The organism is Colwellia sp. E150_009 (assembly GCF_053543955.1).
On the sequence record NZ_JBHFOM010000014.1, the window covers coordinates 1 to 25317 of the forward strand.

Genomic DNA, 25317 nt, shown 5'->3' on the forward strand with positions numbered 1-25317 from the left:
ATCTCTAGCTTGATAGTTTTTCTTAATTCAAGGCAAATTTCGCGTCAATAGCTGGTCTATTGCAAGTAAATTTAACGTAGAAGTAAGGAAAAATAGCTGCTAGAGAAGCATTTGTTAAGCCGAGCTCAGGTTAGTTAATTATTTGATAGAGTCATCCCGTTGTTAAATGGATGCTCTGTTAAAGCATCCATTTATTTTTTTACTATCTTTATTTTTGTGATAGGTTAAGTTTCTTAGGTATTTGTGTTTTTAGGAAAGCTTTTATCATAAGGAACAGAAAGTTTTGGAACGCTGTTACGTGCTTTCTCTTCATTTAAAACGCCTTCTATCGTTGGTGCTTTAGCAATACGATCCCCCAGTCCCCATGTGCCAGGGGCAATACCATACCAATTTAATAAAGTCGCAGCAAAAGACGTTGAGTCAAATCCTTGGCCGTTACTCGCTCTCATTACTGTGTTGGATTTGATCCATGGTGATGCAAATATTGCCGGTACACGGGGGCCTTTTATATCAAACTCAAAACCATCGCTGGAATCGTTTGGCCAAGGTTTATTGGCATAAGGCGGTGGCACATGATCGAACAGGCCACCATTTTTATCGAAAGTTACCACAAGCAATGTTTTTGACCAAATGTCTGGATTACTGCTTAACGCTTCATAAATATCATTAAGGGCACGTTCAGCAGGTACTACGGAAGCGATACCAGAGGATGAAGATCCCGGATGATAGGAGGTGCAGCTTTCTCCTACCCAAGCGGGTTCAATATAACTAAAACGGGGCAGTTTGTTATATTTTATATCATCATAGAATTGTTCCATTGGTGATATCCACTGTGAGTTTGGTAGGTTATTAGTTCCTTTTTCTTGCAGTACTGCTTTAGCCCATGCTGCATCTACCGCTTGAATTTGGCCTTTTAAATAGAGTTGGTAAGTAAAAACAGCCTTATCCCAAATAACATTATAATAGATTTTCCAATCTTCCTGTCCGTGGTTCCACAGTGTTTTCCAGAAAGACTGACGATGGGCTTGATCAGGCCAGTCTTGATAAGCCTTCCCTCCTTCCCATGTACCTAGTCGATCATAAGCAGAACCGCTAACCGAAAAGCCTCGATTAACATCAGTGCCACCAGGCAATGAACTGAACCAATCGTCACTTACGGCAAAGTTTTTCGCGAGGCCATTTAATACGGGGAGCTGTTCAGGACTGAAATTCGTCATTACGGCTGCGCTATTTTGGTTCCAAGCGAAGCCGTCCATAGTGGGTTGAGTGCGTTCGGCATAACCGTTATAGCCATGAAACATTTGCATCAATCCGTCACTGTTGTCGTGCCACGGATCTTGTGCAGGACCACCCAGCACATAATCATTACTGAGTTTTCCTTGCTGATATTGGCTAACAAAGGCTTGTTTACCGTTAGGTAATGTATTGTTCATTGATGTATCTAAGCCGCGAAAACCATCATCAGCTTTACCTACCCAGTGTAGTCCGTCTTGTTTTCCTTTTTCGTACAACCAGCCAAGCACATTATCGAAAGAGCGGCTTTCTACCATGTAATACACAACATGTTCTATTTTATCGCGCATAAATTCGATAGTGCCAGGTGTTTTTTGTGCTGCTTGGTCAGCTGGTTGACTTGGAATAACGCCGAATAAACTGGTGTGTTGTTCAAAGTTTTTAGGAAGTGTTGAAGTTTTTACGGCTTGACTGCCGAGAGGGTCAGTTTGGCTAGCATCAAATAACCATAACTGGCAACCTGCTGCAATATTGTTAGGTTTCCACGTTACAATATACTCACCTAATACTGCCATTGCGTCTGTTTCGTCTATATGAGTCCAGTTACCTTCTTGAATTGTGGGTAAGGCAAGTGGTGGGGTTGATTGCGGATCAAAACTCCATACTCGGTAATTAGCACCTTTCCGGTCTAATACATAATTACCTATGGGGTATAATTCTCTATCTGCGCTTATATCACGGAAACCACCTGTTTGAAATTCGCCAGCAGACAGACAATCATCTTCGGCCAAGGGATCAAAGCTCCATAATTGATAACTTCGTCTTCCTTCTGCGGGAATTATACTAAGCACATAGCCTGGGAAACCGAGTAATTCAATTTGTGCATAGGTTGCGCCATAATTGGGTCTATAATTACTAAAAAACTTATCTTTGGGCCATTTTCCGTATGCCACGACTTTTTCAGCAAGTGGATTACTGCTATTTCGGTCATATTTTAATACGCGGTAATCGATAACCTCATCGTCTGAGGTGGCGGGTTTCCAGTCGATGAGGTAACCGCCTACTTGCATTAATTGGTGTGTTTTATCAAAAGTGGCCTGTTTAGCCATTGCGACTTCAGAGAAAATATTTTTGGCTGTAATATCTATAGCGTAGGTTGCATAGTTATCTGCTGTGCCATTACGTTGTATAGCAAATGTGTTGGCTGCGGTTTGTTCAGGAGTGGGAGTAAAGCTGTTATTATCTAGGTTAAAAGCTTGATTTTGTTCTTTCATAATAGCTAACAAATCATCAATTTTATCGGTTTTGACCTTGTTAGTTTTTGGATCCCAGCCCCAACGGTTTTCCATCATTGTCAGGGTTTTGTAGGGATCATCACCCGGATTCTCAGACATATGCGCTTGCCAACCTGCCGCAATTAAATCCTGACACATCACTTCAATAGGAGCAGGGTATTCTCCGTTAGGTTTGTTGGCATCTTTTAATGGAATATCAGTATCATACAGATATTCACTTGGGTGATTAGCACATAAAACCCAAGTACAGGGCGCACTACCAGTACCTTTGCTATCTAAGACCGTTAATTTAATGATGTCGAGTGTTTGCGGTGTAGTTTTCAGTGAAAAGGCTTGTTGTAGCCATTCATGCACAGGGCCACCGTAGGCAACAACAGGTTGCGTTAGTTCGTTATTAGTGGCTTCTAGCGGGCGTAGAAAATTGTTTAATTGCGCTTTAACATAAGGAATAAAATCTTGATTATAGTCAGTGAGTTCTTTACCTGCGCCACCTGGAGCCGCGATTGGCGCTACATCAATAATACGTTCAACTGGCGTATTATTTATCCCATTGAAACTACTTTGTGCTAATAAACATTCCCATCGTCGATTGGTAGGGGAATATAGGTAATCTTTGTAGGTAAAGGTTTCTAATGGCGGAAAATGGAGTAATTGGATAGACTTTATATTTGCCATTGCTAGGCCAAAGGGCAGTAGAAATTCCCAGCCTTTTCGTACAGAATAGGGCACATTTTCGTAATAACTTGCCATGGCCTGTTTACCCGCGTCAATGTATTTAGGAACTAATTCTTGGTATGCCGATACATCGTTGTTAGGGCTGGTGATCTTGAGTCTGTATTCGCCATTACCATTACGATAAGCTTGAGCCCACGACCCGAAAAACATATCTCTTTGTAGCGTTTGACTAAAAACAAAGGTGATTGCATCTATTAAACTTGGTCCGTTTTCCCCAAATTGAAATAAGCCCGCTATCTCTTGTTCATACCCTAGGCCAATATCTACACTTATGTGTTTGGTGTTTATGTTGTTGTCTTCCAATGTAATCTCCATTTATTAATAAATAGTATTTATAAAGATAAGTCGTAAGCCACTATATAATAGTGGCTCAAACATAGGAAGATTAAGAAGAAAGTAAAGCTAGTTCGATGAATTATTTGGCTTTATTAACGGTTACTTTTATCATTATTTATTAATGGGGCTATTTACTGGAATTATTTAACTCATTGAATTTAGCAAGTTGCTCTTCTGTTGCAGGGAGTTGGTGTTTTTCTTTCCATTCGCTATAAGGCATGCCATAAACTTGTTCGCGAGCGCTATCAATGTCTATAGCTACACCTAGTTTTTCAGCTTCAGCCACTGTCCACTTACTAAAACAATTACGGCAAAACCCTGCTAAATTCATGAGTTCTATATTTTGTACGTCTTTTCGATTATCTAAATGTGCTAGTAAACGTCGAAATACAGCGGCTTGAATTTCAGTTTCTTTATTCATGGTGTTCCTTGCTAATTTTTATCTGATTGCTTGACTTACGCGCTCACCTTCGGGTTTGCTAGGATCAAAGCGTCTTATTTGTATAACCATCCCAATGTAGGGGTGATCAAAGTAATGAATCTCACCTGTGATTACCCGTCGGTTTTGACTAAAGTTAATGAGCTTAACCTCATCAGAAATGCCATTGTCAGAGATGGTTTCAATGGGGTCTTGATTATACAAATTGAAATCAGCAGTGATATAAAGGTAATGATCTAAATGTATTTTTAAAAAACCGTCTAAAAACCATGGTTGCAGTAGAGAGTGAGGTAATTTTTTCCTAGTAACTGGCAGAATACCATGAGGTATTTCATCGTTTATATCGATGTCGTTAGTTAGGTTGCTTTCACTTTGCGTTATTTGAGTTAAAAGTGTATCAAGGTTTTGTTTATCAATTTGATTTACAATATTATTAATTATCTCGTTATCTATTGCGTCACTTGAGGTGCTTTGTTCTAAAGCGTCAAGGCGAGAAAATAGTTGTGTTTGAGTTAACACTTGTGGCTTTTGTGCTTGAGCTATTTTGAATTCATTATCAACACTCGTTTGATTTTGGGATAATTTTTCAAGTAAGTTTTTTTCTATCGCGTTAGCTTCTTCAACTTCAGCTTGATAGATATTAAGTGCTTTTTGATATTGATATTCAATATGATCGCCGGCAAACAGTTTAAGTGGAATGGCATCTTTTTCTGTGATACCCACTTGTCGCCAGCCAAAATGTAGTAAAGGTTGGAATTCTTTACTCCAGCGTAAGCCTTGATAGATATCTTTTAATAATAAAGACTCATCAGCAATTAAATAAGGTTTCTCACTATCATGTAACCCCATGGCATTTAATTTACTTGGTAAAGCATCCACCCCAAATGAGTCAATATTGAAATGGTCAAGTTGTTCTTTATCAAGTATGTTTGCCATTTCTGTTTGCGTAATAATACAAAGCGATTTAGTTGAGAAAATTGCTTTAGCTAAATCTTCTTTCTGTAAGTCTAAAGTGATAGGGGTTGTGCTTGATTGTTCATTTATTTGATCGTTTATTTGGGGCCTTGTTTGGTTTAATTCAGTTTCTATCAAGTTAAATTGGCTATCAACTTGCACTTGACCTACATTTTGAAGTGGCTCAGCTAAGAATTGGAATTGCTGTGGTTTTGATTCACCGCAGTGAGGCATCAATTGTTTGATATTTGTTAAATTTGGCTGTAGATATGAACCTAGTAGATCAAAAGAGTGCTTATACTTAGGCAATGTTGAGGCATTAATACCTTTTGGAAATTTTTCTTTTAAGTTAGCTTTATCAGCTAATTGCTTGAATAATATAACTTCAATTTCAAACCATCGGTCAGTGTCCGCATTTTTTTGATTTTGCGCCCAAACGTCTGTATTCATTGTAAGCTGAGAAAGGCTAAGCGTAAGCAGTGAATAGAAGAAAGCTGAATTTAATTTCATTAATAGTCCGCGTTTGATATCTGATATTAGTTTTAAGTTAATTACGTTTGTTATTTTGATTTTGTTGCCGTTAACTCATTTAATAAGTTACTGATTAAGTTAAATCTTGCTTGTTCATTGTCACTTTTGTGAGTAAATTTTAATTTGTTAGGTGGTACCATCTTATACATTGTTGGTTGTTTTTGCACTAAAGCAATGATCAACATATGATCAACACTGGTATCATCATTGAATTCAATTGAACCACTTTTTTCACTTACTTCAATACGTGATATACCAATAGTTTGGGCTTTTAAACGGATTTTCGCAATATGAATTAAATTTTTTGTTGCTTGTGGCAATAAACCAAAACGGTCGATTAATTCTACTTGAATATCATCCAATTGATTTTTATTTTTACAACTAGCGATTCGTTTGTATAAGCTCAATCGTATGCTGACATCAAAAATATAACTTTCTGGAATCAAGGCTGGCAAACGTAATTCTATTTCTGTTTGTTTAGCGGTAACTTGATTAAGTGATAATTGTTTACCGTCTTTCAATGCTTCTACCGCGTGGTCAAGCATTTCCATATATAAGCTAAAACCTACTTGGCTCATAGAGCCTGATTGATCTTCGCCTAATAATTCACCCGCACCTCGTATTTCTAAATCGTGTGTTGCTAGTGTAAAACCTGCCCCTAAATCTTCTAGCGAAGCGATTGCTTCAAGACGCTTTTTAGCGTCTTTTGTCATGCGTTTTTCATGGGGGGTTAACAGATAAGCATAAGCTTGGTGATGAGAACGACCAACACGACCACGTAATTGATGTAACTGTGCTAAACCTAAATGATCAGCTCTGTCCATGATAATTGTGTTGGCGCTGGGAACGTCAATGCCTGTTTCTATGATGGTTGTACACACAATTACGTTAAATCGTTGATGATAGAAATCACTCATAATACGTTCAAGTTCACGTTCACGCATTTGTCCGTGCGCTGTGACAACACGTGCTTCGGGCACAAGTGCTTGAATGTCACTGGCAGTTTTCTCTATCGTGTCGACATGATTATGTAAAAAATATACTTGGCCACCCCGTAAAGTTTCTCGCAGAATCGCTTCTCTAATGAGTGCATCATCACGTTGACGCACAAAGGTTTTAACGGCTAATCTTTTAGCTGGTGGCGTTGCAATAATGGATAAATCTCGCATGCCGCCCATGGCCATATTCAATGTGCGTGGAATTGGGGTAGCAGTTAAGGTAAGAATGTCGACATTACTGCGCAGTTGTTTAATTTTTTCTTTTTGTTTTACGCCAAATCGATGTTCTTCATCGACAACTAATAAGCCTAAGTCTTTATACTTAATACTGTTTTGTAATAGTTTGTGAGTGCCAATTAATATGTCTATTTGACCCGATTCAACTTGCTTGATTATTTCGGTTTGTTGTTTGGCTGTTTTAAAACGTGATAGTACTTCGATTGAGATTGGCCAGTTGGCGAAGCGATCACGAAAATTGTCATAATGTTGCTGGGCAAGTAAGGTGGTCGGTACGAGTATTGCGACTTGTTTGTTATCATTTACGGCAACAAAAGCCGCACGCATGGCGACTTCGGTTTTACCAAAGCCAACATCACCACAAACGAGTCTGTCCATCGATTTAGGCGATAACATATCGCTTATCACTGCATTGATAGCTTGTTGTTGATCGAACGTTTCTTCGAAACCAAAGCTATCGCTAAAAGCTAAGTATTCTTCTTTATCACGTTTAAAAGTATAGCCTGTGTTACTTGCGCGGTTGGCATAAATATCGAGTAATTCAGCTGCAACATCACGTACTTTTTCAGCCGCTTTTTGTTTAGCTTTACTCCATGTGTCTGTACCTAACTTATGTAATGGTGCATGTTCAGGATCACTGCCTGAATAACGGCTAATTAAATGCAAAGACGCAACAGGTACATATAATTTTGCATCATTAGCATAGCTAAGCATTAAAAATTCTGTCGTAATTCCGCCTGTTTCTAACGTTTGTAAGCCTAAATAGCGTCCAATACCATGTTCTATATGAACAACCGCCTGACCAATAGAAAGTTCGGCTAAATTTTTGAAGATAGCATCGGTTTCAATATCTTGAGTTTTATTTCGTCGTCTTGATTGACGAACATGATCACCTAATAATTCTGCTTCTGTTACTAGAGCGATGGCATTATTTTTAGTACTGGCTTTGGTTCGTTTTTTTGTTTGGAAAGTAAAACCTTGGCTGAGTGCATTAACACTAATCCCAAGTTGTTCTGGGGAGTCAATAAAATCTTCAATTGTGTTGAATATAGTTGGTTTGATGTTATCGCGAGCGAGTAACTCTAAAACACTTTCTCGTCGACCTTGGCTTTCTGCAATAAATAATATTTTATTGGGGGTTTCTTTATCACTGATAAAATTGTTTATTAATTCAAAAGGGTGTTTAAGTTTATGGTCTATGGTTAAGTCTGGTAATGTTTCAACATCAAAATGAATGGCACTCGATTTTTGTTTTTTCTCAACTTCGCTAGTTTGTGCTATTGGCGTACACGCTTCAATTGTAATGCGAGCAAACGGTTTTAACTCGGTATAAAGTAATTCTTCATTTAAAAATAATTGCTCTGGCGGTAATAACGGACGCGTTGGATCGTAACGTCGGTTTTCATACCGATAATGAATATCTTGCCAATATTGTTGGAGTGATTTATCAATGTCTCCCGATACAACAATGAGCGTATCAGGCGATAAATAGTCGCATAAGCTACTACTGCTTGCATCAGTGTTATTTTGGTTGTTGAAAAACAGCGGTAAGTAGTATTCAATACCTGGCGGTAGAATGCCATTACTTACTTGATGATAAATTGACTCTTTGTCTATCGAGCTTGTAAATAACTCACGAAATTGGCTACGAAATAAATTTATTGCTTCTTTATCAGTTGGAAATTCATGTGCAGGTAATAAGTTTATATTGTCTACTTTTTCACTTGAACGCTGATTTTCTGGGTCAAATAAGCGAATTTCATCAATTTCATCGTCAAAAAAATCTAAACGAAATGGGATATTACTACCCATGGGAAAAACATCTAAAATTGCACCACGTGCAGAAAATTCGCCATGTTCCATTACTTGGTCAACACTGCGATAACCACAGGACTCTAACGTTTGTCTAAGCTGGTGTAAGTCTTTTTTATCCCCTTTGTTAATAATGAAACTATTTGATTCTATATATTTTTTTGGGGCTAACCTTTGTACCAAGGTGGTCACGGGCACGATGACGATGCCTTTCTTCATACGTGATAATTGGTAAAGTGTTGCTAGACGTTGAGAAATAATATCTTGATGGGGAGAGAAAGTATCGTAAGGTAATGTTTCCCAATCAGGAAATAAGCATAGGGCTAAGTCATCAGCATCTTGCTTTAAACTACGTAATTCATGTTCTAGTTTGAGTGCTGTTGGTGTGTCGTGCGTAACCAATAATATTGGCGCATCACTGACTAATGCGCTGTGATATAACGCAATGCTATCACTAGAGCCTTGCAGATTATGCCAGGTTTTTTTATCAACTCTGGTTAGGGTATTTTTGGCTAAAGTGGGCGTTAGTAAGCAGCTTTTTTTGATCATAGCGTAATTTTAATAGGGGTACGAAAATTATGACTGCATATTCTAACGAGTTTTGTGTGATTTGAAATGTATTTGACAAAAATTTATTTTATAACTAAAACTATAAGTAGCATTTTGTTGTTTATCTAATGCTTTAACTTTTAATGGATATCTTTACAAGGATTTAATATGAACGTTTTATCGCTGAAAGCACTTACCTGTGCGCTACTAACCTCAATCTTACTTTTAAATAGCAACTTGGTGTTTGCAGACGCCACTGTGTCAAATGATACTGTGGTAGTTGAACAAGTTATTCATTTAAATAAGTCAACGGTCGATGATTTAGTAACGTTAAAAGGAATTGGTCAGAAAAAAGCGCAAGCTATTGTTGCTTATCGTGATCAGGTTGGTGGTTTTAAATCAGTTAATGATTTAATTAAGGTGAAAGGGATAGGTGAAAAAGTATTATCGGATAATATTGGCCGATTGAAGATCTAAAATTCACTTATTATATGTATTAAAAAGTCAGCTTATTGCTGACTTTTTTATAAATAATTTAAAGTGTAAAAATAACTTTTATATTCTATTTTGTTATAGAAGGCGTGTTTGATATATAGAATTATTAATCTGAATGTGGCATTCTTTCGTTATTAATTTTATCAACGTTTGTATTGGCAATGAATTTAACTCATTTAAAAAAATTAGAAGCGGAATCTATTCATATTTTCCGTGAAGTGGCGGCAGAATTTGACAATCCAGTAATGCTTTATTCGGTTGGAAAAGACTCAGCCGTGTTATTACATCTTGCACGCAAAGCGTTTGCTCCGGGCAAAATTCCTTTTCCACTATTACATGTTGATACCAATTGGAAATTCAAAGAAATGATCGCTTTTCGTGATCAAATGGCTAAAGACTATGGCTTTGAATTACTTGTGCATCAAAATCCAGATGGTATTGCCATGGGCATGGGACCCTTTACTCATGGTAGTGCACAACACACTGACGTAATGAAAACTCAAGGCTTAAAACAAGCACTAGATAAATACGGTTTTGATGCTGCCTTTGGGGGCGCTCGCCGTGATGAAGAAAAATCACGTGCTAAAGAACGTGTTTACTCTTTCCGCGATAAAAACCATCGTTGGGATCCTAAAAGTCAGCGTCCAGAATTATGGAATGTGTATAACGGTAAAGTCAATAAAGGTGAGAGTATTCGTGTATTTCCTTTATCAAATTGGACAGAGCTTGATATTTGGCAATATATTTACTTGGAAAGCATTCCAATTGTACCTTTGTATTTGTCTGAAAAACGTCCTGTTGTTGAGCGCGACGGTACGTTAATTATGGTTGATGATGATCGTATGCCTATTGGTCCTGATGACGAAATTCAAATGAAAGATGTGCGTTTTAGAACATTAGGTTGTTACCCATTAACAGGTGCTGTTGAATCAACAGCGACAACACTACCTGAAATTATTCAAGAAATGTTATTAACCAAAACATCTGAACGCCAAGGTCGTGTCATTGATCATGATAGTGCGGGCTCTATGGAAAAGAAAAAAATGGAAGGGTACTTTTAAGCGCGTTGTTATTTTAGTTAAAACGAGCTAACGAACCTAGACAAATACATTTTAGTAAATAAATTATAAATTTTGAGAGAACGTGATGAGTCACCAATCAGACTTAATTGAAGATGATATTCAAGCTTATTTAAAGCAACATGAAAATAAAGAATTAGTACGTTTTTTAACTTGCGGTAGCGTTGATGACGGTAAAAGTACCTTAATTGGTCGTTTGTTGCATGATTCAAAAATGATCTTTGAAGATCAACTGGCTGCCATTGAAAAAGATTCTAAAAAATCAGGTACAACAGGCGAAGCTATTGATTTGGCTTTATTAGTTGATGGCTTACAATCTGAGCGTGAGCAAGGGATTACCATTGATGTTGCTTACCGTTATTTCTCTACGGAACAACGTAAATTTATTATTGCGGACACCCCAGGCCATGAGCAATACACTCGAAATATGGCAACAGGTGCTTCAACTTGTGATTTAGCTATCATTTTGATTGATGCGCGTTATGGCGTGCAAGTTCAAACGCGTCGTCATTCATTTATTTGTTCATTATTAGGCCTTAAGCACATTATTGTGGCTGTGAATAAAATGGATTTAGTGGATTTTTCACAAGCTCGTTATCAAGAAATTAAAAAAGAATATCGCGACTTTGCTGAGTCGCTTGATTTTGATGATGTTCGCTTTGTGCCTTTATCAGCACTTAATGGTGATAATGTTGTTGAAGAAAGTGTAAACATGCCTTGGTATCCAGGGGCAACGTTGATGAAGTTGCTTAATACGATTGATGTTGTACCAAAAAATGAATTTACGCCATTTCGTTTTCAAGTACAGTATGTTAACCGACCTAACCTAGATTTTCGCGGTTTTGCAGGGACTATTGCATCAGGTCATGTTTTAGTAGGCGATACTATTGTTGCTTTGCCTTCAGGTAAAGAAAGCGTTGTGAAAGAGATTGTTACCTTTGATGGCAACCTTGAGCGTGCTGATAAAGGTATGGCGATAACATTAACACTTGAAGATGAAATTGATATAAGCCGTGGTGAGATGATTGTTAAAAAAGGCAATCTACCACATTCAACTAAAGAATTTAATGCAACCGTTGTTTGGATGCATGAAAATGAATTAGAACCAGGCCGTGAATATTTTATTAAGCATGGCAGCAAAATGACCACCGGGCATGCGGAAAGTATTGAAAGTAAATATGACGTAAATACGATGGAAAAACTGCCAAGTGCACAGTTAGCTGTTAATGAAATTGGCTCAGTTAATTTAGTGATTGATGAAGTTTTACATTTTGATCCATATAAAGAAAATAAAGGCACAGGTGCTTTTATTGTTATTGATAGACTGAGTAATATTACCGTGGGTGCTGGTATGATTAACAATGCACTTGATCAGAAAACCCATGAATATTCAGCTTTTGAGTTAGAATTTAATACTTTAGTTCGTAAACATTTCCCTCATTGGGGCGCAAGGGATATTGCTAAGCTTTAATTAGCATTTTTAGCAATAATAATTTTATAATGACTATACAACAGTGGCTGATGATAGCGGTTTTTGTCACCACTTTTGTTGGTCTTCTCAAATTTCAACAAGTACCTGAACGTATTTTTTCAATTACGGTACTTGTGTGTTTAGCGTTTTCTTTTGTTACAGTAGATGACATTCTTGCTAATGCTGTAAATCCAGGTTTAGTGACTTTAATTTTGCTAGTGCTTTGTTCATTTTCTTTTGAACGCACTAGTATTTTACGTCGTCTGAGTAACAGTGTTTTTAGTGGTTCTAAAATAAGGTCAATGCTACGACTTTTTATTGGTACTGCCTTTGCCTCGGCCTTAATGAGCAACACTGCTGTAGTCGCAACCCTCATTAATAGCGTTAAAAGTAATAAGCTGATCAATGCGGGTAAATTATTACTACCTTTATCTTATGCGGCAATTTTAGGAGGCACTCTCACTTTAGTTGGCACTTCAACTAACCTTATTGTTAATAGTTTATTACTTGAACAAGGCGCGGAAGGTTTTAGCTTTTTTGATTTTACGGCCATTGGCAGTGTGGCGTTTGCTGTTTGTTTAATTATTGTTGTATTGCGAGCAAGAACGTTACCCAATATGTTGCAAGGGGAATTATCTACACAAGATTATTTACTTGAAGCTGAGGTATCAACAGACTCTAAATTAATCGGTAAAAGTGTTGAGGAAAACGGCTTACGTAATTTAGATGCTTTATTTTTGGTTGAAATAGTGCGCAGAGGGCGTTTGATTTCACCTGTAACACCAGAAGAAAACTTACAAGCTGGTGATAAACTCATCTTTAGTGGCGATATTTCTAAAGTATTAACCTTACAGCAGTTTGACGGCTTAACATTATTCGCTGAGCAAGATGATTTGTTGAGAAACAACTTAACTGAAGTACTAATAAAAAACGATTCGGCAATTGCAGGTAAAACCTTAAAAAAAGCAGGTTTTAGAGCGCGATTTGATGCAGCAGTGGTAGCTGTTCGTCGCGAAGGTTGTGCCTTGTCGGGTAAGTTAGGTGATATTGTTCTGCAATCAGGTGACTTTCTTGTATTAGCCGTAGGGAAGGATTTTTCTAGTAGAACTAACTTATCAAAAAACTTCTTTATTTTATCAGGTCATCAAGCAGTAAATATGTTAAGTGGCTGGCGTGATTATGGCACAATATGGGGGTTCTTGTTGGCTATTTTAACCTCTGTATTAACGCCAGTATCTTTATTAAGTTGTTTATTTGTGTATGTAGCAGCACTTATTTTTAGTGGTGCACTTACCGTAAATGAAGTTAAGCGTAGATTTCCTTTAGAGATTTGGATGATAGTATTAGGCGCATTAACTTTAGCTACAGCGGTTGAGAATACAGGACTGGCGGGTGTTATTGCAGATAGCATTGAGAAATTACTCAATGGAAGTAACCCTTATTTTGCTTTTATTGCTATTTTTGTTTTAACTTTATTATTAACTGAATTAATCACTAATAGTGCAGCGGCGGCATTGATATTTCCTATCGCCTATAATATTGCATTAGGTTTGGGTGTTGACCCTATTCCTTTTGTGATGGCTGTGGCGTTTGCGGCAAGTGGAAGTTTTATTAGCCCTTATGGTTATCAAACCAATATTATGGTCTATAACGCAGGTAATTATCAATTAGCTGATTTTGTTAAATTTGGCCTACCTATATCCATTATTTATAGCACTACGGTATTATTGATGATTCCTTTAGTGTTCCCATTTTAGATTGAAATTATTAAAGAGTATAAAATGAAAACAGAAAATACTGTTTGGCATGAACAACATATTTCCAAAGAACAACGAGCTAAATTGAAAAATCAAACGCCTTGTTTGCTTTGGTATACAGGGTTAAGCGGATCAGGAAAATCTACGGTAGCCAATGCTGTTGATGCTTTGTTATTTAAGTTAGGATGCCATAGTTACTTGCTTGATGGTGACAATGTTCGTCATGGCTTAAATGGTGACTTAGGTTTTAGTGATGAAGCTCGAATTGAGAACATACGCCGAATAAGTGAAGTATCAAAACTTTTTTTAGATGCAGGCTTAATTGTATCTACGGCGTTTATTTCACCGTTTAAACAAGACAGAGCTAGTGCTAGAGCCAAATTAGCACAAGGTGAATTTATTGAGGTGTATATTGATACCCCTATTAGTATTTGCGAACAACGAGATCCTAAAGGGCTTTATAAAAAAGCGCGTGCAGGTGAAATAAAAGATTTTACTGGGATTGATTCTAATTATGATGCGCCAGAAAATCCAGAAATTCACGTTAAAACAGCAGAGCAGTCAATTCAAGCTTGTGCTGAGCAAGTTGTGGATTATTTGGTTAAACAAGGTTTTGTTTCTACAGATAAAAATTTAAACAATCACTTTAGTACTAAAAAATAAGGTTAGCATATGCACTATGATGTGTTTAATGGTGATGCCGATGGCATTATTGCTTTATTACAGCTTCATTTATCTCGAGCCAAACCACATTCTAAAGACTCGATTTTAATCACTGGAGTAAAACGCGATATTAGTTTGCTGAAAAATGTTGATGTAGAGCAGGCAACTTCAGTTACTGTGTTAGATATTTCTTTAGAGAAGAATGCTGATGCTTTAATCAAGTTACTAAACAGAGACATTGCTGTTTTTTATGTTGATCATCATAGGCCAGGTGATATTCCAAAATCTAACTTTTTAACAACGCTGATAAATACTGATGCTAATATTTGTACGAGCTTGTTAGTTAATAAATATTTGAATAATGAATTTGTTTATTGGGCAATCGCTGCTGCATTTGGTGACAACATGCATGCTGCTGCACAAGTACTTGCAGATAAGCACGATGTTTCAATTGAACAACAAGCGTTATTAAGCGAGCTGGGTGTTTATATCAATTACAATGGTTACGGGCGCAGTATTGATGATTTGCATTTTCATCCAGCAAGATTATTTGAAATATTGTTAAATTATCCGAACCCTTTCGATTTGATTAATGATACGAATTCAGTATTTTATCAACTGAAAGCCGCTTATCTAGCTGATATGACCCAAGCTAAACAATCAATATTATTGATAGATAATGAACAACTCTCCGCTGTTCAATTAGCCGATGAGCCTTGGGCAAGACGTGTAAGTGGTGTTTTTGGTAATGAATTAGCAAATGCGTCACCAAACAAAGCGCATGTAGTTGTTACTCTAAATGCAACTACTATAAAAGAAATGCCATCCTATACCATTAGTTTAAGAGCGCCCTTAAATAATAAACAAGGTGCTGGTGAGATATGTGCTAATTTTCCTACGGGAGGAGGGAGAGCTGCCGCGGCTGGGATTAATGCTCTGCCAGCAGAAATGCTTGGTGATTTTTTTGATAGCGTGGCAAAATACTACCAATAAAGTTCTATAAGCGTAATAAAGCATAGAATAAATGTATTGAATTTAGCTAAGGAAATATCATGAGTTTATTGATAACGGGCGGCACAGGATATATAGGTAGTCATACAGTTGTAGAGTTACAAACATTAGCTTCCTCGCATGCAGAAGAGCAAGATATTGTTATTGTGGATGACTTATCTAATTCGTCTACTAAAGTACTTGATAGAATTAAAAAAATTACTAATAAAGCAGTGACTTTTATCAAAGCCGATGTATGTGATTATGACGCCATGAATACAGTGTTTAAGCAACATAATATTCAGGCGGTTATACATTTTGCAGGTCATAAAGCGGTTGGTGAATCAAATGAAAAGCCACTAAGTTATTATCATAATAATGTATCAGGTACGGTTAATTTACTTAGGGTAATGGAACAACATAACGTTAAAAAGTTGGTGTTTAGTTCTTCTGCTACAGTATACGGCGATAATGTTTCCCCGTTAAATGAAAGCATGTCTACCTCGGCGACGAACCCTTACGGACAAACGAAGTTGATGGTTGAACATATTTTGTTTGATTTAGCGAAAAGTGACAGTAGTTGGTCTATTGCTTGTTTACGATATTTTAATCCGATTGGCGCCCATAATTCAGGCTTAATTGGTGAAAACCCTAATGGTATTCCTAATAATTTATTACCCTACGTAGCACAAGTTGCTGTTGGCAGGTTAGCGCAATTACAAGTGTTTGGCGATGATTATGATACCGTAGATGGCACAGGAGTTCGTGATTATATTCATGTGGTTGATTTAGCCCAAGGCCATGTTAAAGCATTACAAAACTTGGACAAAATATCCGGCTGTAAAGCGATTAATTTAGGCACGGGTAACGGTACTTCTGTACTTGAAATTGTGAATACATTTAAAGAAATTAGCCAACAAGATATTCCGTATAAAATAGTACCAAGGCGTGCTGGCGATCTAGCGATGGTGTATGCCAATGCAGATTTAGCGAATGAACTATTGGGCTGGAAAGCAACCAGAAATCTATATACTATGATTGAAGATACTTGGCGCTGGCAGTCAGAAAATCCACACGGTTTTTAATCTTATCGTTTTTTAATCTTATCTTAGTATTGGCCACTTCAAAAAGCATTAAGCCTTTATATTGAAGTGGCTTTTGAATTTTTGTGATATATCAACATTTGTTATAGTTTATTAGCTATAATTGTTTGGTTAAACTAAAAGCGCCTCTTATTTCACCCAAAGCATAACCTGTTGCTTGATCTTCTGGATAGTATTGCGCTAGTGCTGCCTTTGCTTCATCACTGAGTTTAGTGCCATGACAAGTTAAGCAAAGTGGTTCAACCCCTTGCGCTTTCATAAATCTAAATTCATTATTAACTATTTCAGCTTTAGCGATTGTTTGTGCTTTTTCTCCTTGTTGTTGACGTTGGCTAAATGACTTTAATGTTGCTTCTTCCCAAGTATCAGGTGTGGCACTTTGCTTATTTCTTGCTCTTAAGCTGACTCTTTTTACTTGCCATTGGGTAGTTAAACTTAATTCTTTAGCAATATTGGGGGCTTGTACTGAGCATACTTCAATAGCGTGTTTAACTCCGCCCTCGTTAAGCGCTTTTTTTAGTTGTGGTTTTAATGTTCCACCAAACTGTTTAACAATGGTGATGGCTTGAGCTTTAAGTGCTTTTGTATCAGTTGTTTGTGCTAATGTGGAATAAGAGCACATTAGCAGGGCGGTACTTAACGTAACCATAGAGCCTTTTTTTATGAAAGTTAACATAGTAAGTCCTATAAATGTTAAAAATAGAGATAAGAAAATTATTAATTAGACAATTGACTTTGTTCATCAGCCCAAGCAAGTGCATCGTTATAGTGCTTAACCGCTTGCTCTTTATTTAGTTTTAGTTTTTCCATTACTATATTTGTTTTCTCCCATTGAGCATGTTCAATAAATTCTACTAATTTAATAATTGCAGCCATAATGCCTTTTCGAGTAAGTAATGGGTCTTTTATTTCTGCAGCCAAGGGGAGTTTAGCTAAGACAACATCAAGTTCTTCATCTAAAATCGCGTCTATCATAGATAATAAACCGATTAAAAATGCAGTTGATTCATCGACTTTAGACTTAATATCGTGTGCAATAAGCTCGCAAAATTTTGCGCGTGTCATTGCTAATTTTATCAGTTCGGTAGGTTTACCTGGGTTCGCTGTGATAGCAAACATTAGTCCTAGAAAACGTTTAAGTTCACTTGAACCAAGCATGACTAATGCTTGTTTAATTGTAGATATTTCACTTTGACGTCTAAATATAGCAGAGTTTGCATAACGAAGTAATTTATAAGATAAGGTCACATCGCGTTCAAAAACACCAGTAATATTTGTAAGATCTAATTCTGGTTTTGATGTTTCATATAATAATTCTGCCATGGCAAGCTGAGAAGGTGATAAGTTTTTAGTTTTTATCATTTCAGGTTTGGCAAAAAAGAAGCCTTGAAAATATTTAAATCCTAGTTGTAAAGCTTGTTCATATTCTTCGTAGGTTTCTACTTTTTCTGCTAATAAGTCAATATGTGGAAAATCTTTAATTGCCTCAATGATTGTTTTTATTTCATTGAAGTCTGTTTGTTGAATATCTACTTTAATTATTTTGATGTAAGGGTAAAAATGTACCCAAACGGCTTGATGTTCGTAATCATCTAATGCAATTATGTAGCTTTTGCTATGTAAATCTTTACATAAAGAGAGTAGTTTTTTTCCTGGTTTTATTGTCTCTAAAATTTCAACTACGACTTCTTCATTGGTTAACATTTCAGGGTAACCTGCTGACAATGTATCTAAAGTGAAATTAATAAAGGCGAGTTTATTGCTAGTAAAGTCACTTATGCCCATATTAAATTTACTTGCCTCAATCATTTTACTGGTGGCTTCATCGCCATCTATATCGGGGAAAACATTATCTATACTGTCGCGAAAAAGTAACTCATAAGCGTAGAGTTTTTTGTTTATATCCAAAATAGGCTGTCTGGCGGCGTAAAAGTACATAGTTTGAGCATTTTAATTTTTATAAAAACAGTTATTAATCAATATACCTGTTCTATTGGAAGTTGCAAGATTGTGAGGAAATTTATTGTTTTTAAAAGGGTAACGTTTTAATAATATTTTTTTAATGTTTTTTAATACGAAGATTGTAATACTAAGGTTTATTTTTGGTTGTTTTCTTGATAGCGTAGCAGGGCACTTTATAAATCGTAATTTAAATTAGAATAATAATAAATTAAGGGGAATCACTTGGAATTTGGAACGTTAGTTTCTTTGGCATTGTATTTTATTGTCATGTTAGGTATTGGTTTGTATGCGTATAAAAAATCAACGGATGATGTGTCGGGCTTTATGCTTGGGGGAAGAAGTTTAAGTCCTAGTGTTGCTGCACTTTCAGCTGGTGCGTCAGATATGAGTGGTTGGATGCTGATGGGGTTACCTGGTGCTATGTATATTACAGGGGTGAGCAGTTTATGGATTGCTATAGGATTAGTTATTGGTGCCTTTTTTAATTACCTCATTGTTGCACCGCGTCTTAGAACTTACACCGAGGTTGCTAGCGATTCTATTACCCTTCCAGATTTCTTTGAAAACCGCTTTAATGATAAATCACGTATGTTAAGAGTTGTTTCTTCTGTTGTTATTGTTGTGTTTTTTACACTTTATACTTCAAGCGGCATTGTTGCTGGTGGTAAGTTGTTTGAAAGTTCTTTTGGTTTAAATTATGAACTAGGTTTATATGTTACTGCTGGAGTCGTAGTGGCCTATACTTTTTTTGGTGGTTTTTTAGCGGTGAGCTTAACTGATTTTGTTCAAGGTTGTATTATGTTTATTGCCTTGGTACTTGTGCCTGTTGTTGCTATAAGTGAAGTGGGGGGGATCAATGAAGTAAGCTCAACTGTTAGTCAGATTAATCCTGAATTACTTAATATTTTCAGTGGTGTTAGCTTTATTGGTATACTGTCAGCAATGGCATGGGGGTTGGGGTATTTTGGGCAACCTCATATTATTGTACGATTTATGGCTATTCGTAGTGTTAAAGATATGCCAACAGCTTGTCGAGTTGGTATGAGTTGGATGATAGTTGCTATTATAGGCGCTATGGCAACAGGTTTTGCTGGTATTGCGTATGTTGCTAAAACAGGTATGCAGTTGGATGATGCAGAAACAATCTTTATTGTGTTATCGCAAATTTTATTTAGTCCACTGATCGCTGGTTTTTTATTAGCAGCAATTCTAGCGGCAATTATGAGTACCATTTCTTCTCAACTTCTTGTGACATCAAGCTCTTTAACAGAAGATTTTTATAAAACCTTTTTACACCAAGAAGCAAGTGATAAACAGCAAGTGTTAGTGGGTCGAATATCTGTCTGTATAGTAGCTTTAGTTGCTGTTTACTTTGCTTATGATCGCGATAGTACTATTTTAACACTAGTGAGTAATGCTTGGGCAGGGTTTGGTGCCGCTTTTGGGCCTGTTATAATTGGTAGTTTGTATTGGAAGAAAATGACCCGTAATGCTGCTTTGGCAGGTATGATTACCGGTGCTGTTACTGTGTTATTATGGATATACCTACCTTTTACTATTAATGGTCAATCATTAAGCTCGGTAATGTATGAAATAGTACCAGGTTTTATTCTGTGTTCTTTGGTGATTTTTATTGTTAGTAATATGTCACCACAAGAAGATAGTGCTATTTTAGCGCAGCATGATGAAATGCTAACACATCATTAGTCGTTTGATTTATCGTTAACGGGTGTCGTTGAGTACAACTTGGTATGAACATAAAAAATGGATCAATCATTGAAATTTTCTAATAGTTATATAGCTTTGGGTGAACACTTTTTTCAGCGTGTATTACCCCAAAAAGTACCTGCAGCTAATTTACTGTTATGGAACAATGAACTCGCCAATAGTTTGTTGATTGCACCAGCACTACAAAAAGATGATACGTTATTATCTCAGTATTTTTCAGGCAATCAATTGCCTGAGGGAGCAGATGTTATTGCGTTAGCTTATTCTGGTCATCAGTTTGGTCATTTTAATCCTAACTTAGGCGATGGCCGTGCTCATTTGTTGGGGGAGTTGGTTGATGAAAGTGGTATACGTCGAGATGTTCAACTAAAAGGTTCTGGTCAAACAGCGTTTTCTAGACGAGGTGATGGAAAGTGTGCCTTAGGGCCAGCTTTACGCGAGTATATAATGAGCGAAGCGCTTTATGCGCTTGGTGTACCAACATCACGTTGTTTAGCTGTTGTGGCTACGGGAGAACTAATTAATCGTGGTTTGGCTAAACCTGGCGCTGTAGTTACCCGCGTTGCTACTAGCCATATTCGTGTAGGTAGTTTTCAATATTTCGCAGCCCGTGGCGATTTACTGTCGTTAAAAAAATTGCTTGATTACAGCATAGAACGTCATTTTCCTGAAATAAATAATGATGAGAGTTTGTCAGAAGAGCAACGCGTTTTATGCTTTTTAGAGCGCGTGATGGATAAACAAATCACCTTGATTACTCAATGGTTACGTATTGGCTTTATCCATGGCGTGATGAATACCGATAATACTGCTATTTGTGGTGAAACTATTGATTTTGGGCCTTGTGCAATGATGGGGCTATATCATGAAAAAGCGGTCTTTAGTTCAATTGATGAATATGGGCGTTATGCTTTTGGTAGCCAAGGAAAAATAGGGCAGTGGAATATGGCTAGGTTAGCAGATTGCTTGTTGCTGTTATTAACTGAATCTCAAGACAGTGAAGAAATTAAACACAGTGATAATGCAGCTGATCTAAAACATAAACAACAAGCATTGAAAAAAATGGAATTTATTATTCATCAATACCCTGACAAATTTGAGCAGGCTTATTATGCAATGTTTGCAGCAAAACTTGGTATGAATGATATAAAGGTTGCTGATAGAACATTAATTGATGAGCTATTGGCAATAATGCAGTCTAATAATTTAGATTATACGCAAACGTTTTATTTTTTAACATTATCATTATCAAACCACAACCAAAAGGATATGTTACATAACGCACTGCATCATTGGTATGATATATGGTCGACACAACTTAAAACGTTAAAAATATCTATACAAGAGGCTGAAGCATTAATGGTAAAGAATAACCCCGTGGTTATTCCTCGCAATCACCATGTAGAAGCAATATTAGAGCGTTGTGAGTCATCGTTAAACGCGCTAAGTAATGAAAGCTCAGCGAATAAAAGAAATGTGATTGCAGAGCTTGTTAATGAGTTTCTTCATGTTTTACGCTCTCCTTATCAAGAAATAGCAGCGACAAAAAACTATCAAGATACCCCAAAAGATAATGATAAATATTATCAAACTTTTTGTGGAACATAGTTTCTCTTAGCCATTTTCTCTTCCAATTACTGTTTTTCTTAAGCTTTTGCTTCCCTCTGACTCTAAATAATTTAGTTAACTTGATATCTGTCATGTGATATTTGTCACTCATTGCGGCTGTGTTTTGATGGCCTGATGATAATAACCTTGTTTTCTGTCATATAAGTCAATATTTTCTAACTTAATTGTTGACTTGGTACATAGGTACGGAGTCTATTATATACAAGTAATTTGTCTTTATTTCAAAAGAGTTAGCTTCACTTACTTTAATTAGCCAGAGGGATGTATATGGGCAAAACTATGACAATTGGTAAATTAGCCAATGCAGTAGGAATAAGTGTTGAAACCATCAGGTTTTACGAACGAAAAGGGTTGGTTATTCAACCTGAAAAACCGTTAAATGGATTTAGACAATACCCCGCAAGTACGATATCACGACTTAAATTTATTATTAATGCGAAAGGCTTAGGCTTTACATCGAATGAAATCCGAACACTTGATGATTTATCCTATGGTTGCAAGATGTTTCATGATTTGGCGTCTACGAAGTTAGACGAGATTAGAAATGAAATATCGCATTTACAAACGATTGAAAATAATTTAACGAAAATTATTGACCACTGCAATTCTGATTGCAATGACAAACACTGTGGAATTATAGAAAACATGCATAGTTAGGCTAAAATTTAGCTGCTGTAATAGCAAATAGAGTATGGGTAATAAGTGTAATTAATGCTATTGAAAAGTACTAATATAAATCTATTTATCATAAATTTAATACGAATGTAGGCGCTTATGATAATTGTAAAAAAAGAAAAAATTGAAGTTGATCTAGAGTTGTGCCAACTCGTTTTAAATTGTTTTGGCGCTTATGTATCGATTAAAGATCGCAATAAAAAGTATGTTTATGCTAATAGAAAATTAGCAACATTGGTAGGGATTCAATTAGATTCAATAGTTGGCTGTATTGATAGGCAACTATTTGATTATACTACTTTTCAAGATAGCGATAATTGTGTATTAGATTATGGCGACTACGTTGAAGATAAAGAAGTTGTTATTATTAAAAGTACAGGTGAGCAACGAGTATTTTTATCATCAAAACAGCCTATTTTTAATGTTAATAAGCTCATTGTCGGGGTACTTTGCGTATCGACAGATATAACTGAAATGTATTTTCAACAAAAAAAGTTGGAAGTGGAGGCAACAACTGACCCGTTAACAGGTTTATTTAACCGCCGTTTCTTGTTTACTTTAGGTCATAAGTACCTATCAAACTCTATACGTTTTAATAAATCTTTGTCTTTGATTATGTTAGATATAGATTTATTTAAAGACATTAATGATAAGTATGGGCATCCAGTTGGTGATTTAGTCATTAAATTTGTTGCTTCTGCCATCAAAGGTTTATTGCGTAAGGAAGATATACTTGCGCGGGTGGGGGGCGAAGAGTATTTGGTATTACTACCCTATACCAATGTGAAATTGGCTGGAGTAATTGCTGAAAAAATTAGAGCTTATATGGATAAACAATCAATTTCTGGTGATTGGACAGGTGAAATATTGCCAAAGCTAAGTCTAGGTGTGTCTTCTTATGAAGCAGGGGATGTTGAGTTTGATCAAATCTATGCGCGGGCTGATAAGGCACTTTATCAAGCAAAGAGTAGTGGGCGAAATAAAGTTTGTATGTTTAGTAGTGTGATTACCGTGAATAAGGGTTATAGCAATACTATTTAATTTATTCCCCCTCAGTGCTTTTAATTCTGTCTGTGGGGGGGAATAGTATTAGATAACCTGAGCTCGGCTTAACAAATGTTTCTCTAGCAGCTATTTTTCATTATTTTTGCGTTAAATTTACTTGCAATAGACCAGCTATTGACGCGAAATTTGCCTTACTAATCTTTGGGACGAAAGTAGAAAAACTATCAAGCTAGAGATATATTAAAATAATTTTTACTGGTATTTCAATTTGTTAACTATCTCTTAAACCGAGTTCAGGTTAGATAGTTTGATGATACATAATAAATTAACTAAGACTATATTAACCAAGTAATATTGTTTTTAATAATGCTTTCCCATTTGCTTAATGATTCATTTTTATCTGAAACGACAATAATATTAGCATGTTGAAAACTGAGGGATTCTCCCTGCAATGTGTTATCACTAAATTTATCAGTAAAGGTAAGGTGGTCTTCTTTAGGGACAACAAAAACAGTAACAACATCAGTTAATCCTTTGAATACTAAGTGTAGACTTTTCATACCATCAAACCGACAATAATCAGCAGCAATTAGCTCGCCCATTGACTCGTTAAAATTACCGTTAAACGTCGTCATTTTTTTGTTTAATGAGGTTAAACTAACTCGGGTGTTATCACCATTAGAAAACGCATTTTGTTCATGGTAAACATGGGCAAGGGCATAATCACCTAAATTACTATAGCTATAAGAAAATTGTAAATAATTCACGACTAATCCAGCGATAATTGCAATAGACGCTGCTAAAGCTAAATGAATTCGAGTTTTACGTTTTTCTTGGTGATGACTTACAAGTGTTTGACGTAATAGTAATTTATTACATAAGTCGTCGGGCACAGGAATTTTCATTGCTTGTTTGATTTGTTCATCAAACTGACAAAGTTCTTGTGCTAATCTTTTTTTAGCAGGATCATTTTTTTGTGCCTCAATAACATCTTTGTCTTGAGTTGTAGGATCTGCAAATAGACTGCGTCTAAAATGTAAATCATCCATGGCACTGGTTGCTGCAGAGGTTGCATTGTCATTAATAGAATTATCTTTCATAGATAAGCCTCGTTCTATCAGGTTCTTTTTCTAATGCATCTTTTAATTGATGACGCGCTCTAAACAAACGTGTCATTACTGTGTTTTTATTTAAATTTAACATGTTGGCAATATCATCTCCGCTATAACCGCCAAGTACTTGTAATACTAGTGGTTCAGAATATTCTGGCGGTAATTTCGCTATTTTATCTCTAAGCCAATTATCATCTATTTTCTGTTCAGCACTAGTGGATTGTGTATCCAAAATGCTTGCTTCTTCGTATTCGCTCATCTCAAAACGTTTTCGTTCAAAACGTCTTGCATTTTCTCGTCGTAAAATTGTAATTAACCATGACTTTGCTGCCTTTTCATCTTGTAATGAATCAAGCGCTCGCCATGCCCTTAAGAATGTTTCTTGCACTAAGTCTTCGGCCACTTGCTTATCGTGAGTTAACCAATAACCATATCGGTATAAATCGCCGTGCAGAGCCTTAACTAGAGCTTCGTATCTAACTTGTTTAGTCGCCATATTAGTAGAGACCTGCACAGTTGATTTTTTATT

The 25317-nt window shown here is 36.4% G+C and carries 19 protein-coding genes; 11 read left to right on the top strand and 8 right to left on the bottom strand.

The window, feature by feature from the left end:
* Positions 1-233 precede the first annotated feature (233 nt).
* The 4 genes from ACE1OF_RS08345 to mfd all read right to left on the bottom strand — a co-directional run bounded on the left by ACE1OF_RS08345 (position 234) and on the right by mfd (position 9119).
* Entirely contained in the window at positions 234-3566 is a 3333-nt protein-coding gene (locus ACE1OF_RS08345; RefSeq protein ID WP_448893831.1) for an alkaline phosphatase family protein, read from the bottom strand.
* Between the two features lie 160 nt (positions 3567-3726).
* Positions 3727-4020: a DUF1244 domain-containing protein gene (locus ACE1OF_RS08350; RefSeq protein WP_448893832.1), complete on the bottom strand. Its 294-nt coding sequence runs from the start codon at positions 4018-4020 to the stop codon at positions 3727-3729.
* Between the two features lie 18 nt (positions 4021-4038).
* Positions 4039-5502 carry a CsiV family protein gene (locus ACE1OF_RS08355; RefSeq protein WP_448893834.1) on the bottom strand — a complete coding sequence of 488 codons (1464 nt, stop codon included), beginning with the start codon at positions 5500-5502 and terminating at the stop codon, positions 4039-4041.
* A 50-nt stretch (positions 5503-5552) separates the two neighbouring features.
* The gene (gene mfd, locus ACE1OF_RS08360) at positions 5553-9119 is read right to left on the bottom strand and encodes a transcription-repair coupling factor (protein WP_448893835.1); all 3567 of its coding nucleotides are present in this window, start codon (positions 9117-9119) and stop codon (positions 5553-5555) included.
* Between the two features lie 168 nt (positions 9120-9287).
* On the opposite strand from mfd, the gene ACE1OF_RS08365 reads away from it, so the two are divergent.
* The 7 genes from ACE1OF_RS08365 to galE all read left to right on the top strand — a co-directional run bounded on the left by ACE1OF_RS08365 (position 9288) and on the right by galE (position 16659).
* Entirely contained in the window at positions 9288-9596 is a 309-nt protein-coding gene (locus ACE1OF_RS08365) for a ComEA family DNA-binding protein (protein WP_448893836.1), read from the top strand.
* A 179-nt stretch (positions 9597-9775) separates the two neighbouring features.
* Complete coding sequence (cysD, locus tag ACE1OF_RS08370) at positions 9776-10675, top strand: sulfate adenylyltransferase subunit CysD (RefSeq protein ID WP_448893837.1); 900 nt, start codon at positions 9776-9778, stop codon at positions 10673-10675.
* Positions 10676-10760: 85 nt separating this feature from the next.
* Positions 10761-12164 carry a sulfate adenylyltransferase subunit CysN gene (gene cysN / locus ACE1OF_RS08375; RefSeq protein ID WP_448893839.1) on the top strand — a complete coding sequence of 468 codons (1404 nt, stop codon included), beginning with the start codon at positions 10761-10763 and terminating at the stop codon, positions 12162-12164.
* 29 nt (positions 12165-12193) lie between these two features.
* Positions 12194-13921, top strand: a complete 1728-nt coding sequence (locus ACE1OF_RS08380) for an SLC13 family permease (RefSeq protein ID WP_448893840.1) — start codon at positions 12194-12196, stop codon at positions 13919-13921.
* Between the two features lie 24 nt (positions 13922-13945).
* On the top strand, positions 13946-14584 hold the full coding sequence (cysC, locus tag ACE1OF_RS08385; protein WP_448893841.1) for an adenylyl-sulfate kinase: 639 nt from the start codon (positions 13946-13948) through the stop codon (positions 14582-14584).
* Positions 14585-14593: 9 nt separating this feature from the next.
* Positions 14594-15577 carry a DHH family phosphoesterase gene (locus ACE1OF_RS08390; protein ID WP_448893842.1) on the top strand — a complete coding sequence of 328 codons (984 nt, stop codon included), beginning with the start codon at positions 14594-14596 and terminating at the stop codon, positions 15575-15577.
* Positions 15578-15636: 59 nt separating this feature from the next.
* Positions 15637-16659 carry a UDP-glucose 4-epimerase GalE gene (gene galE, locus ACE1OF_RS08395; protein ID WP_448893843.1) on the top strand — a complete coding sequence of 341 codons (1023 nt, stop codon included), beginning with the start codon at positions 15637-15639 and terminating at the stop codon, positions 16657-16659.
* Positions 16660-16774: 115 nt separating this feature from the next.
* On the opposite strand, the gene ACE1OF_RS08400 is transcribed toward galE, so the two are convergent.
* Positions 16775-17353 (bottom strand): Tll0287-like domain-containing protein, encoded by a 579-nt coding sequence (locus tag ACE1OF_RS08400; RefSeq protein WP_448893844.1) that lies wholly within the window; start codon positions 17351-17353, stop codon positions 16775-16777.
* A 41-nt stretch (positions 17354-17394) separates the two neighbouring features.
* Complete coding sequence (locus ACE1OF_RS08405) at positions 17395-18615, bottom strand: EAL and HDOD domain-containing protein (RefSeq protein WP_448893845.1); 1221 nt, start codon at positions 18613-18615, stop codon at positions 17395-17397.
* 246 nt (positions 18616-18861) lie between these two features.
* Between ACE1OF_RS08405 and putP the strand changes: the two genes are divergently transcribed.
* From putP to ACE1OF_RS08425, 4 genes are all read left to right on the top strand, one after another.
* Complete coding sequence (gene putP, locus ACE1OF_RS08410; protein WP_448893847.1) at positions 18862-20346, top strand: sodium/proline symporter PutP; 1485 nt, start codon at positions 18862-18864, stop codon at positions 20344-20346.
* A gap of 69 nt (positions 20347-20415) precedes the next feature.
* Positions 20416-21975, top strand: a complete 1560-nt coding sequence (locus ACE1OF_RS08415) for a protein adenylyltransferase SelO (protein WP_448893848.1) — start codon at positions 20416-20418, stop codon at positions 21973-21975.
* 288 nt (positions 21976-22263) lie between these two features.
* The gene (locus tag ACE1OF_RS08420) at positions 22264-22653 is read left to right on the top strand and encodes a MerR family transcriptional regulator (protein ID WP_448893849.1); all 390 of its coding nucleotides are present in this window, start codon (positions 22264-22266) and stop codon (positions 22651-22653) included.
* A 117-nt stretch (positions 22654-22770) separates the two neighbouring features.
* Positions 22771-23712 (top strand): diguanylate cyclase, encoded by a 942-nt coding sequence (locus tag ACE1OF_RS08425; RefSeq protein ID WP_448893851.1) that lies wholly within the window; start codon positions 22771-22773, stop codon positions 23710-23712.
* Positions 23713-24011: 299 nt separating this feature from the next.
* On the opposite strand, the gene ACE1OF_RS08430 is transcribed toward ACE1OF_RS08425, so the two are convergent.
* Both ACE1OF_RS08430 and ACE1OF_RS08435 read right to left on the bottom strand, forming a co-directional pair.
* A complete protein-coding gene (locus tag ACE1OF_RS08430) occupies positions 24012-24776 on the bottom strand; it encodes a DUF3379 family protein (RefSeq protein ID WP_448893852.1) in 765 nt (254 codons plus the stop codon).
* Positions 24766-25284 (bottom strand): sigma-70 family RNA polymerase sigma factor, encoded by a 519-nt coding sequence (locus ACE1OF_RS08435; RefSeq protein ID WP_448893853.1) that lies wholly within the window; start codon positions 25282-25284, stop codon positions 24766-24768. The genes ACE1OF_RS08430 and ACE1OF_RS08435 overlap by 11 nt, the downstream gene beginning before the upstream one ends.
* Between the last annotated feature and the right edge of the window lie 33 nt (positions 25285-25317).

What these genes read in the sequence shown, in the direction of transcription:
- ACE1OF_RS08405 (WP_448893845.1), bottom strand. Translation starts at nt 18,615, where the DNA reads ATGTACTTTTACGCCGCCAGACAGCCTATTTTGGATATAAACAAAAAA.
- ACE1OF_RS08355 (WP_448893834.1), bottom strand. Translation starts at nt 5,502, where the DNA reads ATGAAATTAAATTCAGCTTTCTTCTATTCACTGCTTACGCTTAGCCTT.
- ACE1OF_RS08390 (WP_448893842.1), top strand. Translation starts at nt 14,594, where the DNA reads ATGCACTATGATGTGTTTAATGGTGATGCCGATGGCATTATTGCTTTA.
- cysD (WP_448893837.1), top strand. Translation starts at nt 9,776, where the DNA reads ATGAATTTAACTCATTTAAAAAAATTAGAAGCGGAATCTATTCATATT.
- cysC (WP_448893841.1), top strand. Translation starts at nt 13,946, where the DNA reads ATGAAAACAGAAAATACTGTTTGGCATGAACAACATATTTCCAAAGAA.
- ACE1OF_RS08425 (WP_448893851.1), top strand. Translation starts at nt 22,771, where the DNA reads ATGATAATTGTAAAAAAAGAAAAAATTGAAGTTGATCTAGAGTTGTGC.
- cysN (WP_448893839.1), top strand. Translation starts at nt 10,761, where the DNA reads ATGAGTCACCAATCAGACTTAATTGAAGATGATATTCAAGCTTATTTA.
- ACE1OF_RS08380 (WP_448893840.1), top strand. Translation starts at nt 12,194, where the DNA reads ATGACTATACAACAGTGGCTGATGATAGCGGTTTTTGTCACCACTTTT.
- ACE1OF_RS08420 (WP_448893849.1), top strand. Translation starts at nt 22,264, where the DNA reads ATGGGCAAAACTATGACAATTGGTAAATTAGCCAATGCAGTAGGAATA.
- ACE1OF_RS08400 (WP_448893844.1), bottom strand. Translation starts at nt 17,353, where the DNA reads ATGTTAACTTTCATAAAAAAAGGCTCTATGGTTACGTTAAGTACCGCC.
- ACE1OF_RS08435 (WP_448893853.1), bottom strand. Translation starts at nt 25,284, where the DNA reads ATGGCGACTAAACAAGTTAGATACGAAGCTCTAGTTAAGGCTCTGCAC.
- galE (WP_448893843.1), top strand. Translation starts at nt 15,637, where the DNA reads ATGAGTTTATTGATAACGGGCGGCACAGGATATATAGGTAGTCATACA.
- ACE1OF_RS08365 (WP_448893836.1), top strand. Translation starts at nt 9,288, where the DNA reads ATGAACGTTTTATCGCTGAAAGCACTTACCTGTGCGCTACTAACCTCA.
- ACE1OF_RS08430 (WP_448893852.1), bottom strand. Translation starts at nt 24,776, where the DNA reads ATGAAAGATAATTCTATTAATGACAATGCAACCTCTGCAGCAACCAGT.
- ACE1OF_RS08350 (WP_448893832.1), bottom strand. Translation starts at nt 4,020, where the DNA reads ATGAATAAAGAAACTGAAATTCAAGCCGCTGTATTTCGACGTTTACTA.
- mfd (WP_448893835.1), bottom strand. Translation starts at nt 9,119, where the DNA reads ATGATCAAAAAAAGCTGCTTACTAACGCCCACTTTAGCCAAAAATACC.